This window comes from Saccharopolyspora shandongensis, from assembly GCF_900106995.1.
Lineage (GTDB): Bacteria > Actinomycetota > Actinomycetes > Mycobacteriales > Pseudonocardiaceae > Saccharopolyspora > Saccharopolyspora shandongensis.
In genome coordinates, this window is the sequence record NZ_FNOK01000001.1 from 265445 (window position 1) to 280140 (window position 14696).

At 69.3% G+C, this 14696-nt stretch carries 13 protein-coding genes; 3 read left to right on the plus strand and 10 right to left on the minus strand.

Annotation, left to right across the window (positions count from 1 at the left end; translation table 11 throughout):
• Window positions 1-27: 27 nt before the first annotated feature.
• Both BLW84_RS01270 and BLW84_RS01275 read left to right on the plus strand, forming a co-directional pair.
• On the plus strand, window positions 28-1191 hold the full coding sequence (locus BLW84_RS01270) for an acyltransferase family protein (protein ID WP_093260306.1): 1164 nt from the start codon (window positions 28-30) through the stop codon (window positions 1189-1191).
• On the plus strand, window positions 1188-2396 hold the full coding sequence (locus BLW84_RS01275) for a cytochrome P450 (protein ID WP_093260307.1): 1209 nt from the start codon (window positions 1188-1190) through the stop codon (window positions 2394-2396). The genes BLW84_RS01270 and BLW84_RS01275 overlap by 4 nt, the downstream gene beginning before the upstream one ends.
• A 125-nt stretch (window positions 2397-2521) precedes the next feature.
• Here the strand turns inward: BLW84_RS01275 and BLW84_RS01280 are convergent, their stop codons facing one another.
• The 5 genes from BLW84_RS01280 to BLW84_RS01300 all read right to left on the minus strand — a co-directional run bounded on the left by BLW84_RS01280 (window position 2522) and on the right by BLW84_RS01300 (window position 8094).
• Window positions 2522-3892: an HNH endonuclease signature motif containing protein gene (locus tag BLW84_RS01280; protein WP_342743083.1), complete on the minus strand. Its 1371-nt coding sequence runs from the start codon at window positions 3890-3892 to the stop codon at window positions 2522-2524.
• Window positions 3893-4529: 637 nt separating this feature from the next.
• Window positions 4530-5312 carry a 3-oxoacyl-ACP reductase FabG gene (gene fabG / locus BLW84_RS01285; protein WP_093260311.1) on the minus strand — a complete coding sequence of 261 codons (783 nt, stop codon included), beginning with the start codon at window positions 5310-5312 and terminating at the stop codon, window positions 4530-4532.
• Window positions 5313-5366: 54 nt separating this feature from the next.
• Entirely contained in the window at window positions 5367-5612 is a 246-nt protein-coding gene (locus BLW84_RS01290; protein ID WP_093260313.1) for an acyl carrier protein, read from the minus strand.
• A 14-nt stretch (window positions 5613-5626) separates the two neighbouring features.
• Window positions 5627-6832 carry a ketosynthase chain-length factor gene (locus tag BLW84_RS01295; RefSeq protein ID WP_093260316.1) on the minus strand — a complete coding sequence of 402 codons (1206 nt, stop codon included), beginning with the start codon at window positions 6830-6832 and terminating at the stop codon, window positions 5627-5629.
• On the minus strand, window positions 6829-8094 hold the full coding sequence (locus tag BLW84_RS01300) for a beta-ketoacyl-[acyl-carrier-protein] synthase family protein (protein ID WP_093260318.1): 1266 nt from the start codon (window positions 8092-8094) through the stop codon (window positions 6829-6831). Before BLW84_RS01300 ends, BLW84_RS01295 begins: the two co-directional genes overlap by 4 nt.
• 364 nt (window positions 8095-8458) lie before the next feature.
• Here BLW84_RS01300 and BLW84_RS01305 point away from each other — a divergent pair, with 364 nt between their 5' ends.
• Window positions 8459-9586, plus strand: a complete 1128-nt coding sequence (locus BLW84_RS01305; protein ID WP_093260321.1) for a nucleotide disphospho-sugar-binding domain-containing protein — start codon at window positions 8459-8461, stop codon at window positions 9584-9586.
• Between the two features lie 77 nt (window positions 9587-9663).
• Here BLW84_RS01305 and BLW84_RS01310 read toward each other — a convergent pair whose 3' ends face one another.
• From BLW84_RS01310 to BLW84_RS01330, 5 genes are read right to left on the minus strand one after another with little or no spacing between them, the layout of a single operon-like run.
• A complete protein-coding gene (locus BLW84_RS01310; protein WP_093260323.1) occupies window positions 9664-10632 on the minus strand; it encodes an NAD-dependent epimerase/dehydratase in 969 nt (322 codons plus the stop codon).
• Window positions 10625-11236 carry a dTDP-4-dehydrorhamnose 3,5-epimerase family protein gene (locus tag BLW84_RS01315; RefSeq protein WP_093260325.1) on the minus strand — a complete coding sequence of 204 codons (612 nt, stop codon included), beginning with the start codon at window positions 11234-11236 and terminating at the stop codon, window positions 10625-10627. Before BLW84_RS01315 ends, BLW84_RS01310 begins: the two co-directional genes overlap by 8 nt.
• Window positions 11233-11970 (minus strand): class I SAM-dependent DNA methyltransferase, encoded by a 738-nt coding sequence (locus BLW84_RS01320; protein WP_093260327.1) that lies wholly within the window; start codon window positions 11968-11970, stop codon window positions 11233-11235. The genes BLW84_RS01315 and BLW84_RS01320 overlap by 4 nt, the downstream gene beginning before the upstream one ends.
• 14 nt (window positions 11971-11984) lie before the next feature.
• Window positions 11985-13109, minus strand: a complete 1125-nt coding sequence (locus BLW84_RS01325) for a DegT/DnrJ/EryC1/StrS family aminotransferase (RefSeq protein WP_093260329.1) — start codon at window positions 13107-13109, stop codon at window positions 11985-11987.
• Window positions 13106-14464: an NDP-hexose 2,3-dehydratase family protein gene (locus BLW84_RS01330; RefSeq protein WP_093260331.1), complete on the minus strand. Its 1359-nt coding sequence runs from the start codon at window positions 14462-14464 to the stop codon at window positions 13106-13108. The genes BLW84_RS01325 and BLW84_RS01330 overlap by 4 nt, the downstream gene beginning before the upstream one ends.
• Window positions 14465-14696: the final 232 nt, after the last annotated feature.

The window sequence follows — 14696 nt, forward strand, 5'->3', positions numbered from 1 at the left end:
GTTTTCACACACTTCAGGAGTAGGAAAATGACCGCTGAATCACCGCCGGTGCGGCAGCTGCCGTCGCTGACCGGCTATCGCGCGATCCTCTTCATCGCCGTGTTCCTGACCCACGCGCTGGGGGCGGGGTACTTCTTCGCCGACCAGTCGATCAACGAGCTGGGCACCATCCTCCCCTACGGCACGGCGGCGCTGGCGACGTTCTTCGTGCTCAGCGGTTTCGTGCTGACCTGGGGCGAGCCGTGGCGCACGTCGATCGGCCTGTTCTGGCGCCGGCGCGTGGTGAAGATCTACCCGGGGCACATCATCATCTGGGCCGCCACGCTGCTGATGCTGGTGGTGATCGGGCCGATGTCGATGATGGGCACGCTGGAGGGCGTGGGGCCGGGGCCGATCCTGGCGAACCTCTTCCTGGTGCAGACGTGGATCCCGGACGAGCAGTACCTGTTCAGCGTGTACGGGGTGAACTGGTCGGTCTCGTGCGAGATCCTGTTCTACCTGGCGCTGCCGCTGCTGATCCGGCCGATCCTGCGGATCCGGGACGACCGGCTGTGGGCGTGGTTCGCCGGCATCGCGGCCCTGATCGTCGCGATCCCCACGGTGACGCACTTCTTCGTCGGCGGGGAGCTGTGGGGCGGGGGCGAGATGTCCTTCGCGCAGGTGTACCTGACGAACTTCTTCCCGCTGAGCCGGATGACGGAGTTCCTGCTCGGGGTGTTCCTGGCCCGCATCGTGCAGACCGGGCGGTGGCCGCGGCTGAACTCGTGGTGGGTGGCGCTGATCTCGATCCCGCTGTGCGCGGTGATGTACGTGCTGCCGCCGACGTACCGGATCAGCGGGATCCTGACGATCGGGATCTGCCTGTTCGTGCCGGTGATCGCGATGCGGGACCTGCAGGGCAAGCCGTGCTGGCTGAACAACAAGCCGATGGTGCTGCTCGGGAACGCGTCCTACGCCGCGTACCTGGTGCACTTCCCGGCGCTCGGCCTGACCCGCTACCTGGTGGGCGAGAACGAGATGTTCGACGTCGGCACCGGTCTGCTGATCGTGTTCGCACTGTTCGTCGTCACGCAGCTGCTCGGGATCCTGATGTTCCAGTACATCGAACGCCCGCTGATGCGGCGGTTCGGGTCGCCGCGCAAGCCCAGGCAGGTTCCTCCGCAGGACTCGAAGATCCAGGAGCCAGCGTGACCACGCCCCAGGACGAGCCGATGAAGTACCCGTTCGAGGACGATCACCGCCTGACGATCCCAGCCGAGTTCGCGGAACTGCGGGCGAAGTGCCCGGTGCAGCGCATCACGCTGCCGTACGGCGGCGACGGCTGGCTGATGACGAAGCACGCGGACGTCAAGACCGTCCTGGGTGACCCGCGGTTCTCCCGCGCGGCCACCGTGGACGCCGACATTCCCCGCACAACGCCGTGGAAGACCGAAGGCGGCGGCGATCTGCTGGCGATGGATCCGCCCGAGCACGCCCGGCTCAGGAGGCTGGTCGCGGCGGCGTTCTCCCGCAAGAACGTGGAGCGCTGGCGCCCCCGAACCGAGCAGATCGTCGACGGCCTGATCGACGACGTGCGCTCGGCCGGGGCGCCGGCCGACCTGGTCGAGCTGTTCTCGATGCCGTTGCCGATCACGGTGATCTGCGAACTGCTCGGGGTTCCGGTGGCCGACCGGCACTTCTTCCAGCACTTCTCCGAGCTGGTGTTCGGCGGCGCCGGTGTGTCCGCCGAGGCCGTCGAGAACGCCTCCACCAGCCTGGCGACGTACCTCGCGGAGCACGTCGCCAGGCACCGGGCCGAACCCCAGGACGACCTGCTCTCCCAGCTGATCGCCGCGCGGGACGAGGACGAGGACCGGCTCACCGAGGAGGAGCTGGTCACCCTGGGCGTGACGATCCTGGTGGCCGGGCACGAGACCACCGCCAACGAGATCGCCAACATCGTCCACACCCTGCTGGTCAACGACCTGTGGGCCGGGCTGGTGGCTCACCCGGAGCGCGTCGACACCGCCCTGGACGAGCTGCTGCGGTTCGTGCCGCTCGGCGGCAGCGAGGCGATGCCCCGGGTTGCGACCGAGGACGTCGAGGTCGGTGGCACCCTGATCCGCAAGGGCGACACCTGCTTTCCCGCGATGATCTCGGCCAACTTCGACGAGGACGTCTTCTCCTTTCCTGACGTCCTCGATCTGGATCGGCCTCACAACCCTCATCTGGCCTTCGGTTTCGGGCCGCACTACTGCCTTGGCGCTCAGCTCGCTCGGATGGAGCTCCGTGTTGCTCTCACCGCTCTTCTTCGCGCCTTTCCCGGTTTGCGCCTTGCTTTGCCCGCATCCGAGATTCCTTGGCGGGGTAAGGACACTCTGATCCGGGGGCCTCGGGAGCTTCTCGTCTCCTGGTGACCTGTTCTTGCTTCCTCTCTTGAGTTTTCAAGGTGCTGGGGCCTTGCTAGGAGTCGCCTGGCGGCGTGTGGTGGTTTAGCTGCTCGCAGGCGGCGTGGTCGGGTCGTGCTGCCTGCGAGTGGGCATCATGGGGCGCCCTCCGGGTCCCGTGGTTTGGGGATCAGGTCTCGGAGGTTGTCCCGGTACGCAGCAGGCAGGGCTTTGCCTCCTGGTCTGGGAGTTCTGCTTCTGTCCACGCTTGTTGGTGGGATGAAGACCGGCCTGCTGTCTTGCATTTCGATCTTCCAGTGCTGGTTGTGGATCACCCTGTGGTGATGGGCGCACGTCATGACCATGTTGTTGATCTCGGTGGGGCCACCGTCCGCCCAGTGCACGATGTGATGCGCCTGGGGTGTTCCCGGCGGCCTGTCGCAGCCCGGGAATGCGCACGCGCCGTCTCGGTGCAGCAGGGCCGCTCGGATATGAGTCGGCGCCGTTCGCTGGGACATTCCCACGTCCAACGGGAGGCTGTCCCCGCCGAGCGCCGTGGGCAGCACCTCGCAGTCGCAGGCGATACGGCGGATGTTCTCCGCCGTGATGGACTGCTCGGTGGCTCCCAGCGTGCCGGGCATTCCTTCGTCGGCCGCCTTCAGCAGGGTGCGCTTGAGGTCGTCGAAGTCGATCGTGACGTTCAGGTGGGGCCGCTGGCCTCCCGTGCGGGGCATCTGGTCGGAGTCGAGCACGATGTCGACCATCGCCGCGAATCCGTCCGCGTTTCGCTGCCCCGCCGTGCGCGGGTCCTTCTCCCCGTCCGTCTCCGGACGAGGCGCAGAGAGCGGGCGGATCGCTTCGACGAACTTCGCCCCCGTTTCCCTGTCCAGACGCGCCTTGATCACCAGCATTCCGTCGCGGGCCGTGGCGTAGTGCAGTTCCCGCGCCTCGTGCTGGGCTTCTTCGTCTCGGCGGGCACCGTCCTGGTCGAGCAGGTAGCGGATGCGGTCGGCGAGCTTCGCCAGATCTCGCGGGCACATTCGCGTGGCGTGGTCGGCAAGGATCGCCTCGACCTTCGCCAGGTCGTGATCACGAGAGCTTTCGAGCAGGTTTTGCTTGCACTTCGAGATGACCTTGGCATGCTCCAGGCCGATGGATCCCTCGGCGAGAGCCGCCGCAGTGGCGGGCAGATCCGGCAGCTGCGCCCCTCCCTCCGAGTCCGCTTCCTGCACGTCGCCCGCCACCCTGATCCGGGTCTTGGCGTCGTGGGAATCGACGTTGAGCAGGCCTTGCAACCACACACTCATAGACCGAGCGCCCTGCTCGACGAACAAACGACGACGCTCCGCCTCGGCGATCAACCTCAGCTGCTCCATCCGTGCCGCGCGAATCGCCTGCTCAATTTCGGCAATGCCGCCAACAAGTTCGGCATCGCTGTACGACTCCGCCGAACGCACTACCAGGGACCCGCCGGCCACAGCTGCCGACACGGCCGGAGCAACGGCGCCAGCCGAGCTCGCGGCCACGTCGGCACTGAGGCCGAGGGCCAAACCAGAGGTGTGCAGAAGCGGTGTCATGCTTCAAGTATTCCAAGCATCGAACGCATTTTCGAGCAAATATAGGTCGCTAGATCAGGTGATCATCAAGACGAAAACCCCCTACACACAAGGATTTTTCAGAAACCACAAGCCAATCCAAGCCTCCAAGCCGCCCCAACAACACGAACAACCACACGCCGCCAGGCGACCTACACCAAGACCGAAAGACCAGCCCAAGCCGCGACAAGAACAGGCGGCCCGCAACGCCACCAAGCCCACGACCAAGGCCCCCGGAACCACCAAACAAGCCGCCACACAACCAGAAACGGAACCAGCCACCTCAAGATCCGCCGCCCAAAATCCCGACGTATGTCGATCCCACACCGGGCCATCCCCGCGATATGAAGCCGAACGGGGCTGTGGGCCGGATGTCAAGCCGTTCACCCCCGAAGGGGCGGCCGCAAGGCCGGGCTTGACATCCGGGTCACAGCCCCCACAATCCACCGAACCGCGGGGATGGCCCCACCCAAAACCAAACCAGAAAAAGCCCCAACCCAGCCCACCACGAAAGCAAAAACCCCGACGACGCCCCAAAGGAGCACCGCCGGGGTGAGAAGCCAAGAGATCAGTAGTTCCCAAGCCCCCCGCAAACGTTCAAAGCCTGAGCGGTAACGGAGTTGGCCCCGGGCCCGACGAGGTACTCGACCATGGCGGCGACCTCCTCGGGAACGACGTACCGGCCGATCGGCACCCGAGCGTTGACCCGCTCGCGAACCTCCTCGACGGACACGTCCCACATCCCGGAGTAGACCTCGCGAACCCGCTCGGCCATCGGCGTCTCGACGAAGCCCGGGCACACGGCGTTCACGGTGACGCCGGTCTTGGCCAGTTCCAGGCCGAGCGCCTTGCTGAGGCCCACCACGCCGTGCTTGGACGCCGAATACGGCGCTCCGTGGATCACGCCCTGCTTGCCGCCGGTGGAGGCGATGTTGATGATGCGCCCCCAGCCCTTCTCCAACATGCCGCCGTTGTTCAGGACCTCCTTGGTCATCAGGAAGACGCTGTTGAGGTTCGTGTTGATCACGTCGAACCACAGCTCGTCCGGCACGTCCTTGGTGACGCCGCCGCCGGAGCGGCCCGCGTTGTTGACCAGGATGTCGACCGGCCCGAAACGTTCGGTGCCCGCCTTCACGAAGGCCTTGATGTCCTCCTGCGACGTGACGTCGCAGGTCTGCCCGTCCACCTCGAAGCCCTCGTCCTGGAAGGACTTGACGGTGCTCGCGAGCGTGTCCGCGTTGCGCGCGCAGATGTAGACGCGCCGGCCGCTGCTCGCCAGCCGCCTGGTGATCTCCAGTCCGATCCCGCTGGTGGCACCCGTCACGAGCGCCACCTGGTCGACCTCAGCCATGTTCCCTCCGCTGTCCGTCCACTTCAGACCGGTCCGTCCCGGTCGGTTCGCCTGTCAGACCGCCGCGACCCGGTCGAGCATCGCTCGCGGGGTTTCGAGGCCGCCCAGTTCGTCGTCCGGGATGACCACTCCGAACTCGCGCCCGATGACCGCGGCGGTCTCCATCAGGGCCAGCGAGTCGTAGCCGAGGTCGGCGAAGGTCAGATCCAGGATGTCGCCGCCCAGGTCGACGTCTTCGGCGGCCCCGGCGCAGCCGGCCAGGATCCGGCGAAGGTCGTCGAGCGTTATCAGGTTGCTCATCGTGCTTCTCCCTCTCAGTGCGCCGCGGCGCGAACGACGATCGCCGCGTTGTAACCCCATTTGCCCCTGGCCAGCACGAGCGCGTTGGTCACCGGCTGGTAGCGCGGTTGCCCGCAGACCAGGTCGATCCGGCAGTCCGCCGGAACTCCGTCGACGCCCGCCGTGGCCGGGATGACCCCGTCCCGCACCGACAGCAGGGCCGCGACCACGTCCAGCGGCCCGCCGCCGGCGAACAGCCGCCCGGTCAGCACCTTCGGCGCGGTCACCGGCACTCCGCCCGGCCCGAACACGCCGGCGATCGCCTCGGCTTCCTGCCGGTCCAGTTCCGGCACGCCGACCGCGTCGGCGAAGACCACGTCGATCTCCCCGGGTTCGAGACCCGCATCGGCCAGGGCCAGCTCGGCGGCGCGGCGCAGCCCCGGCGGGCGCGGCGATCCGGGCGGCGGGTCGAAGGTGGACGCGTACCCGGCGATCTCGCCGTACGCCCCGGCCGCGCCCCGCTCCCGCGCCGCGTCGGCGTCCTCCAGGACCAGGATCGCCCCGCCCTCGCCGGGCAGGTAGCCGGTCGCGTCCGCGGCGAAGGGCCGGTAGGCGGTCGGGCTCACCCGGCCGCTGGACAGGTGCGACACCCAGCCCCACGGGTCGAAGGCCGAGTCCACTCCCCCGGTCATCACCAGCCGGGTGCCGCCGCGGATGGTGCGGCGGGCGTGGCCGATCGCGTCCAGCCCGCCGGCCTGCTCGGCCACCAGCGCCTTGCTGGGGCCGCGCATGCCGTGCCGGATGGAGATCTGGCCGGTGTTCACCGCGTAGAACCAGGCGAACGATTCGTAGACGCTCACGTACTGCGGCCCCTGGGCCCACAGCTTGCGGAATTCCTTGTGGGTGAACTCGAATCCGCCCAGCGCGTTCGAGGTCACCACACCCATGTCGAAGTCGGTCAGCGCGGCCGGGTCGGCGGCGGCGTCGGTCAGCGCCCAGTCCGCGGCGGCCAGCGCCATCTGCGTGGAGACGTCGGTCTGCGGCAGCAGCCGGGCGGGCAGGTGCTCCTTGGCCGTGAAGTCCTGCACCTGCCCGGCCAGCCGCGCCGGGTACCGGGTGGCGTCGAAGCGGGTGATCTCGCCGATCCCGCTGACCCCGTCGACGGTGGCCTTCCAGAACTCCTCGACGCCGAGCCCGTTGGGCGCCACCACCCCGAGACCCGTCACCACCGCCACGGTCATCGCGCTCCTCCCGGCCGTTTGAGCACCATCGCGCTCTGGAATCCGCCGAACCCGCTGCCGACGCTCAGCACCGCGTCCACCCGCTGCTCGCGGGCGGTCAGCGGCACGTAGTCGAGGTCGCACTCCGGGTCCTTCTCGTGCAAGTTCGCCGTCGGCGGCACCACACCGCGCTCGATCGCCAACGCACAGGCCGCGATCTCGATCGAACCGATCGCCCCCAGCGAGTGCCCGACCATCGACTTGATCGAGCTCACCGCGGTCCGGTAGGCGTGCTGGCCCAGCGAGTCCTTGAAGGCCGCCGTCTCGTGCCAGTCGTTCTGCTTGGTGCCCGAGCCGTGCGCGTTGACGTAGTCCACGGCGTCGGGGTTGAGCCGCGACTGGTCGAGCGCGTCGCGGATCGCGTCGGCCATTTCGCGGCCGTCCTTCTTCAGCCCGGTCATGTGGTAGGCGTTGGCGCGGTTGGCATATCCGCTCACCTCGGCGTAGATGTGGGCGCCCCGGGCGCTCGCCCGCTCGTAGCTCTCCAGCACGAACATCGCGGCGCCTTCGGCGAGCACGAACCCGTTGCGGGTCAGGTCGAACGGGCGCGAGGCGTGCTCCGGATCGTCGTTGCGCGGCGAGGTCGCCTTGATCGCGTCGAAGCAGGCCACCACGATCGGCGTGACCGGGGCGTCGGTGGCCCCGGTGACCATGACGTCGACGGTGCCCTCGCGGATGAGCTGCACGGCGTTGCCGACCGCGTCCAGGCCCGAGGTGCAGCCGTTGGACACCATCGTCACCGGCCCCTCGGCGCCGACCGTCCAGGCGATCTCCGCGGGCATCACGCCCGGGGTCAGGTAGTCGAACATGTGCGGCGACAGGTACCGGTGGTCCACCTCCCAGTCGCGGCCGGAGTCGGAGAGCACGCGGTACTCGTTCTCCAGGCTGGTGGAGGCGGCGATCGCGCTGCCGAGGCTCACCCCCACCCGGTGCGGGTCGAGGCCGGGCACGTCCAGCCCGCTGTCCGAGACCGCGTCCCGCGCGCACACCGCGGCGAGCTGCGTGGCCCGGTCCATCCGCCGGACCTGCTGCGCGCTCAGGCCTTCGGCCTCGGCGTCGAAGTCGCATTCGCCTGCGATCTGCGAGCGGAACGGCGCGGGGTCGAAGAAGCTGATGCGGCGGGTCGCGGTGCGCCCCGAGGTCAGCAGGTCCCAGAACCCCTCGGTGCCCGCTCCGCCGGGTGCGCGCACCCCCATCCCGGTTATCACCACACGACGGGACATCGGATATCCGTTCCTCCCTTGACACAGCGCCTTCGCATGCCCACGTTGCCAACGCGCGCTCGAGGAGCGCTCAACACCGGCTATTGAGGCGGTTCGAGCTGCTGTGGGGGATCGTGGTTCTTGAAGCGGCGAAGCCGCTTAGCCCACCCTCACAACTCGCACCGCCGCGGGTTCTCAGACGTCGTCTGGCGAGGACAGCCCCGACGCCGCGTATTGGTCATACGCAAGTCGGGGCTCCCACAGTCCAGACGGCGTTTGAGGTTCCGCCACCCGCACCGCCACGCAAAACGAGCCTGGAACACCTGCTCTTGCCCTCCACAGTGGGTCCAGCGTTTCTCTAGGTGCGGTAACCACTCTCGGCGCGGTGAAGTTCCTCTTCCTCACCGGCGGCAGCCCCGCGACGGTCTTCGCCCTGTCCCCGTTGGCAACCGCGGCCCGGTTGGCCGGTCACACGGTCATCGTGGCCTCGCCCGAGGACATGACCTCGTTCGTCGCGGCGGCGGGCCTGCCAACGGTTCCGGTCACCGACCGGAAGATGCTGGAGTTCATGTTCACCGACCGCGACGGCGGCAAGCTTCCGTTGCCCGAGGACCCGGACGAGCGGCTCTTCTTCAACGGCCGCGGCTTCGGCCGGTTGGCGGCCGCGAGCCTGCCCGCGCTCCGCGACCTCGTCGCGGACTGGCGCCCGGACCTGATCGTCGGCGGCTCGCTCTGCTACGCGGCGGGTCTGCTCGCCGCGCAGCTCGGGGTGCCGTTCGTGCGGCACACGTGGGATCTCGGCGAACCGCCGGGGATCGATGCCGGGGCGGCCGCGGAACTCGCCGCGGAGCTCTCCGAGCTGGGGCTGGGCGAGTTGCCGGGAGCCGACCTGTGGGTGGACATCTGCCCGCCGAGCCTGCGCGCGCCCGGGCTGGGTGAGCGCCAGGACATGCGCTTCGTGCCGTACAACCAGCAGCGCGCGCTGCAGCCGTGGATGTACCGCCGCGACGACCGGCCGCGCGTGTGCGTGACCGCGGGCAGCCGGGTCGCCCATGATGCCGACCTGAAGTTCCTGCGGGAGCTCGTCGGCAGCCTCGGCGCGCTCGACGCCGAGATCGCCATCGCCGCGCCGGAGGCGGTCGCCGACGAGCTGCGCGCCGGCGAGCACGTGCGGGTCGGGTGGTTCCCGCTGGACACCCTGCTCACCACGTGCGATCTGATCCTGCACCACGGCGGCGGGCAGACCTCGCTCAACGCGCTGCACGCCGGGGTTCCGCAGCTGCTGATCCCGAACATCCCCAAGATGGTTCCGCCGTGTGCCCGCATGACGGAGCGCGGGGCCGCGATCACCTTGCTGGGCGAAGACCAGGCGCCGGAGCGGCTCGGTGCCGCGGCGGCGGAAATCCTGGCCACGCCGTCCTTCCGGGAGAGAGCGGGGTCGGTGCGCGACGAGATCGCCACGCAACCGACCCCGGCCGAAGTGGTCGCCGTGCTGGAGAAGCTCTCGCACTAGATGCCGGTGGGGCGGCGATTTCGCGCGAAATCGCCGCCCTGCCCTTACGTGGAGCGGTGATTTCGCGCGAAATCAGCTCAGCCGGTCGCCAGTGCGACCGCGGTCTGCTCGATGGCGGCCGCCAGCGGGGTCTCGCACTGCCATCCGGTCGCCGCCGCGAACGCGGACGGGTCGACGTCGACGCTGCGGAAGTCGGTGCCGTCCGCGTGCGGCGGCGGGGGCACCGAGACCACCGGCACCGGATCGGTTCCCGTGTGCCTGGCGACGGCCCCGGCGATCAGCCGGAAGACGTCGCCGAGCGGCTCTGATTTCCCCGTGCCGATCAGGTAGTGCCGCCCGGCCAGCGCGTCGGCGTGGTCCATGGCGGCGACGAAGGCGCGGGCCGCGTCGGAGACGTTCAGCAGGTCGCGCCGGATGGTTCCGTCGTGCCACATCGTCAGCGGCTCACCGGCCAGCGCCCGGCGGATCATGGTGGACACCACGCCCCGGTCGTCCGCGGTTGCCGCGGGCGGCCCGAACACCGGCGGCAGCCGCAGGCTGATGCCGCGCAGCCGCCCCGCCGCCGTGGCCTCCTTGAGGATCCGCTCCGCGGTGAGCTTCTGCCGGTCGTACGTCCCTTCGGGACGGTCCTCCTCGGTGCCGTCCAGGCGGCCTTCGACGTGCTTGCCGACCTGGGTGTTGCTGCCCGGGAAGACCACGACCGGCACGGGATCGCCGTGCAGGACTTCGGCGAGCTCCCGGATCACGCCGACGTTGGTGCGTTCGGCCACCACGTCGTCCTCGGCGATCCGCCAGCCCGATGCCCCGCGGATCTGCGCGGCGAAGGGGAACACCGCGGCAGCGCCCTCGACCGCCTCCGCGAGCGCTCCGGGTTCGGTCAGATCCGCCTGGCGGGACTCGAAATCCGCTGTGCAACCGGCCGGTGCGGCGACCTCTCGGCGGGCGACGGCCCGCAGCCGCACCGGCCGCCCGGCCAGCGCCGCCGTCACGGCCGAACCGAGGAAGCCCGACGCGCCGAGCACGACGACGAGCGGCTTGTCAGGCATCGGTGTTCTCCATCGCGAGCTCGGCCGCCCGGCAGGCGGCGTAGTCCGGGAGCAGGCCATCTGCCGCCGCGGCGGCCAGCGTGGGCGCATTGCGGTCCCGTTCGGACAGCACCAGGTCGAGGCCGTCCGGGATGGCCAACCCCAGTTGCGGATCGAGCGGGTGCACGGCGCGTTCCTTCTCGGCGACGTATCCCGCCGAGAGCAGGTACACCATCACCGTGTCGTCCTCCAGCGCGACGAACAGGTGTCCCACCCCGATCGGCAGGTACAGCGCGGTGAACTCGGTCGCGGACAGCTCCACGGCCTCGGCGCGCCCGAAGGTGGGCGAGCCGACCCGGACGTCGACGACGAAGTCCAGCGCCCGCCCGCTGGCGCAGTAGACGTACTTGGCCATCGACCCGGGCAGCGCGGTGAAGTGCACTCCGCGCACCACGCCGCGCCGGGAGCGGCTGCTGCTGGCCTGCGCGACCGGGAACAGCGGCCGGCCCAGCGCCTCCCCGAACGCCTGCTCCTGGAACGGCGAGGAGAACGCGCCCCGGTCGTCGCCGAAGACCTGCGGGGTGAACTCGTACGCGCCGCTGATGCCGAGCTCGCGCACCTTCATGCCCGGCCGCCTTCCGCGGTGCCCACGAAGATGCCGGGGGCGACGAGGTCGTGCTTGACGTACTCGGGCGTCAGCCCGGCCCGGCGGAACGCGGTCTCGTAGGTCTCGCGGTCGAACAGGGTCATCACGTGCGTGTCGGTGAAGTGCTCGATGCCGGTGTCCGGCGCGGCGACGGTGTAGTGCACCTCCATCCGGCTCGCGCCGCCCTGGCGCACCGTGTGCGAGACCCGGGCGATCGTGCGTCCGTCCACTGTGACCACGTCCGCGCCGACCCAGCCGGGGAGGAAGTTCTCCGGGAACCACCAGGGTTCCAGCAGCAGCGCGCCGCCGGGCGCCAGGTGGTCGGCCAGGTTCTGCACCGCGCGGTCCAGGTCGGCGGCGGTGGGCAGGTAGCCGGCGGAGCTGAACATGCAGGTCACCGCGTCGAACCGGCGGTCGATCCGGAAGTCGCGCATGTCGCCCTGGTGCAGCTGGAGCTCCGGGTTGTGCCGCTCGGCCACGGCGAGCATCTCCGGGGCGAGGTCGACACCGACCACTTCGCCGAACGAGCCGGCGAGCTCCCGCAGGTGCGCGCCGGTGCCGCAGGCGACGTCCAGCAGGGACGCCGCGTCCGGGGTGCGCTCCCGGACCAGGTCGCGCACCAGCTCGGCCTCGGCCCGGTAGTCCTTGCCGCGACCGTGGTAGAAGTCGTGGTAGATGTCGGCGCGCTGGTAGATTCCGGTGTCGGTTGCCATCTCGGGCCCTTTCCTCACAGTTCGCGCAGCACTTCGCGCAGCGCGCTGATCACCTTGTCCTGCAAGCCTTCCGGCATGGCCGGGTACATCGGCAGCGAGAAGATCTGCTCGGCGAGCGCCTCGGTGACCGGCAGCGTCCCCTTCGCGACGCCGAGGTGCGCGAACCCGGTCATGGTGTGCACCGGCCACGGGTAGCTGATGTTCAGCGAGATGTCGTGCCGGTCCTTGAGCCGCTGGATGATCTCGTCGCGCCGCGGGTGCCGGACCACGTAGACGTAGTAGACGTGCTCGTTGCCCTCGGTCACCGAAGGCAGCTGCAGGCCGCCGGGCCCGCAGAGGTCGCCGAGCTCCTCGGCGTAGCGGCGGGCGATCCGGCGGCGCCCCTCGACGTAGTCGTCCAGGCGGGTCAGCTTGCGGCGGAGGATCTCGGCCTGCACCTCGTCGAGCCGGCTGTTGTGCCCGGGCGTGGCCACGACGTAGTAGGTCTGTTCCATGCCGTAGTAGCGCAGCCTGCGCAGCGCCCGGTCCGCCTCGGCGTCGGCGGTGATGACCGCGCCGCCGTCGCCGTAGGCGCCCAGCACCTTGGTCGGGTAGAAGGAGAAGGCCGCGGCGTCGCTCATCGTGCCCGCGAGCTCGCCGTTGTGCCGCGCGCCGTGTGCCTGCGCGCAGTCCTCCACGATCTTCAGGCCGTGCTCGTCGGCGAGGCGCCGCAGCGGCGCCATGTCCACGCACTGCCCGTACAGGTGCACCGGCAGGATCGCCTTGGTGCGCGGGGTGATCGCCGCTTCGACCAGCGTGGTGTCCATCAGGTAGTCCTCGGCGCGCACGTCGACGAACACCGGTGTCGCGCCGACCTCGTCGATGGCCACGACCGTGGGCGCAGCGGTGTTGGAGACCGTGATCACCTCGTCGCCGCGGCCCACGCCCACCGCTTCCAATGCGAGCTTCACCGCGTTGGTGCCGTTGTCGACGCCGACGCAGTGCCCGACGCCGTGGTAGGCGGCGTACTCCGCCTCGAAGCCGCGAACGCTCTCGCCGAGCACGAGGCGGCCGCTGGCGAACACCTTCTGCACCGCGTCCAGGATGTCGGCTCGTTCCGCCTCGTACTCGGGCAGGTAGTCCCAGACATAGGTGGTCATCGGTCGTCCTCCTGGTAGAAGCGGAAAAACGTCAGCAGGCTCCGGGCCTCCACGTTGAGGTGGTTGCCGTAGCGCACGAACTCGGTGAGCTGGCGCAGCGTCGTCCACGTGTAGTTCTCCGGCACCTCCAGCGGGAAGTCGTCGTCGACCTCCACGAGCAGGTAGCGGTTCTGCGCGTGGTAGAAGCGCCCGCCCTCCTCGGAGTGGATGCTGTCCCACCGGATCTGCTCGGGTCGCGCGCCGAGGACCTCGTCGAGGAACAGCGGCTTGCGGTCGGCGGGCACGAACCGGTAGTTCTCCGGCTGGCACTGCACCGTCGGGGCCATTTCGACGCCGTCGAACGCGCCGGTCTCGGTCCGCGCCTGCACCAGCAGGTGCAGCACGCCGTCGATGCGCCTGGTCAGGAAGGCGATCACGCCGCGGCTGCGCGGCTCGAACATCGGTTGCTGCCAGCCGGTCACCTCCCGGTTGCTGGCGTGCACGTCCACGCCGACGACCGCGAAGTGCTGGTCGCGGTCGTGGCAGATCGTCCCGTCCCGCCACGACCATCCATCCACTTTGGACAGCGGGATGAGCTGCCGGGTGAGGGTGCAGCGGCCCTTCGCCTCGGTGAACCAGCTGAGCAGCTCCACCGTGGCGTGCAGCGAGGCGCCGTCCCGGTCCCAGGACCGGGTCAGCGCGCCGTGGAAGGTGTCGGCGGCCGGATCGGTGCCGCCGGCGCGCCGCACCACCGCGCCGGAGAGCACGGTGCGGGTGTCCATGTTGATCAGGTCCGGCACCCGCAGCAGCTCGGCGATCTGCGCGAAGCTCAGCCAGCAGAAGTCGTCCAGCACCGGGACGTCGTCCTCGACCTGCACGATCATGTTCCGGTTGCGCTTGGCGAGGAACCAGGACGCCTGCTCCGACTGCAGCACGTCGGACACGATCCGGCCGGGGCGCGGCGCGGTGAAGTACTCCAGGTACGGCACCGCCTTGCCGCCGTGCACGCCGGTGAAGTTGCTCCGCGTGGCTTGCACGGTCGGCGAGAGCTGGAAGCCGTTGATGTTGCCCGGCTCCATCTTGATCTGCAGCAGGCAGTGCGCGACGCCGCCGAACTCCTTGACCAGGATGCCGAGCACGCCCTGCTCCGCCTGCACGATGATCGGCTGGCGCCAGGCCTCGACCTCGCGGCCGGACCGGCTCACGTCCAGCCCTTCGATGGTGAAGAACTTCCCGGTGCGGTGCACGATGTTCCCGGAGTCCGGATCGGTGTGCCAGCCGTCGAGCCGGTCCAGCGGCACCTTCGCCGCCCGGTAGTCCTGCGCGCGGCACCGGTCCTGGAACCAGGCGTGGAATTCGGCCGTGTCAGCGAACATTCGGCCACCACCGGTGCGGGAACGCGGCGTATCCTCCGCGAAACAAGGGTTTTCCGCAGAATCGCATGCCGAGGAGACTGCCAGAAGACCGAGCCGTTGGTTAACCCTCTTGCGCCACATTACTTTTCGTCGCGAGCGCGGCAGTACCCAGATTTGAGCGAGTCCCGAGTCCCAACCGGATCATCGCAGTATGGGCAAGATCGGGCATGGGGGTATGGCGCAGTGAACGAAT

Excerpts from the sequence above, each read along its gene's own strand:
- BLW84_RS01270 (WP_093260306.1), top strand. The coding sequence starts at position 28 with ATGACCGCTGAATCACCGCCGGTGCGGCAGCTGCCGTCGCTGACCGGC.
- fabG (WP_093260311.1), bottom strand. The coding sequence starts at position 5,312 with ATGGCTGAGGTCGACCAGGTGGCGCTCGTGACGGGTGCCACCAGCGGG.
- BLW84_RS01290 (WP_093260313.1), bottom strand. The coding sequence starts at position 5,612 with ATGAGCAACCTGATAACGCTCGACGACCTTCGCCGGATCCTGGCCGGC.
- BLW84_RS01295 (WP_093260316.1), bottom strand. The coding sequence starts at position 6,832 with ATGACCGTGGCGGTGGTGACGGGTCTCGGGGTGGTGGCGCCCAACGGG.
- BLW84_RS01300 (WP_093260318.1), bottom strand. The coding sequence starts at position 8,094 with ATGTCCCGTCGTGTGGTGATAACCGGGATGGGGGTGCGCGCACCCGGC.
- BLW84_RS01310 (WP_093260323.1), bottom strand. The coding sequence starts at position 10,632 with ATGCCTGACAAGCCGCTCGTCGTCGTGCTCGGCGCGTCGGGCTTCCTC.
- BLW84_RS01315 (WP_093260325.1), bottom strand. The coding sequence starts at position 11,236 with ATGAAGGTGCGCGAGCTCGGCATCAGCGGCGCGTACGAGTTCACCCCG.
- BLW84_RS01320 (WP_093260327.1), bottom strand. The coding sequence starts at position 11,970 with ATGGCAACCGACACCGGAATCTACCAGCGCGCCGACATCTACCACGAC.
- BLW84_RS01325 (WP_093260329.1), bottom strand. The coding sequence starts at position 13,109 with ATGACCACCTATGTCTGGGACTACCTGCCCGAGTACGAGGCGGAACGA.
- BLW84_RS01330 (WP_093260331.1), bottom strand. The coding sequence starts at position 14,464 with ATGTTCGCTGACACGGCCGAATTCCACGCCTGGTTCCAGGACCGGTGC.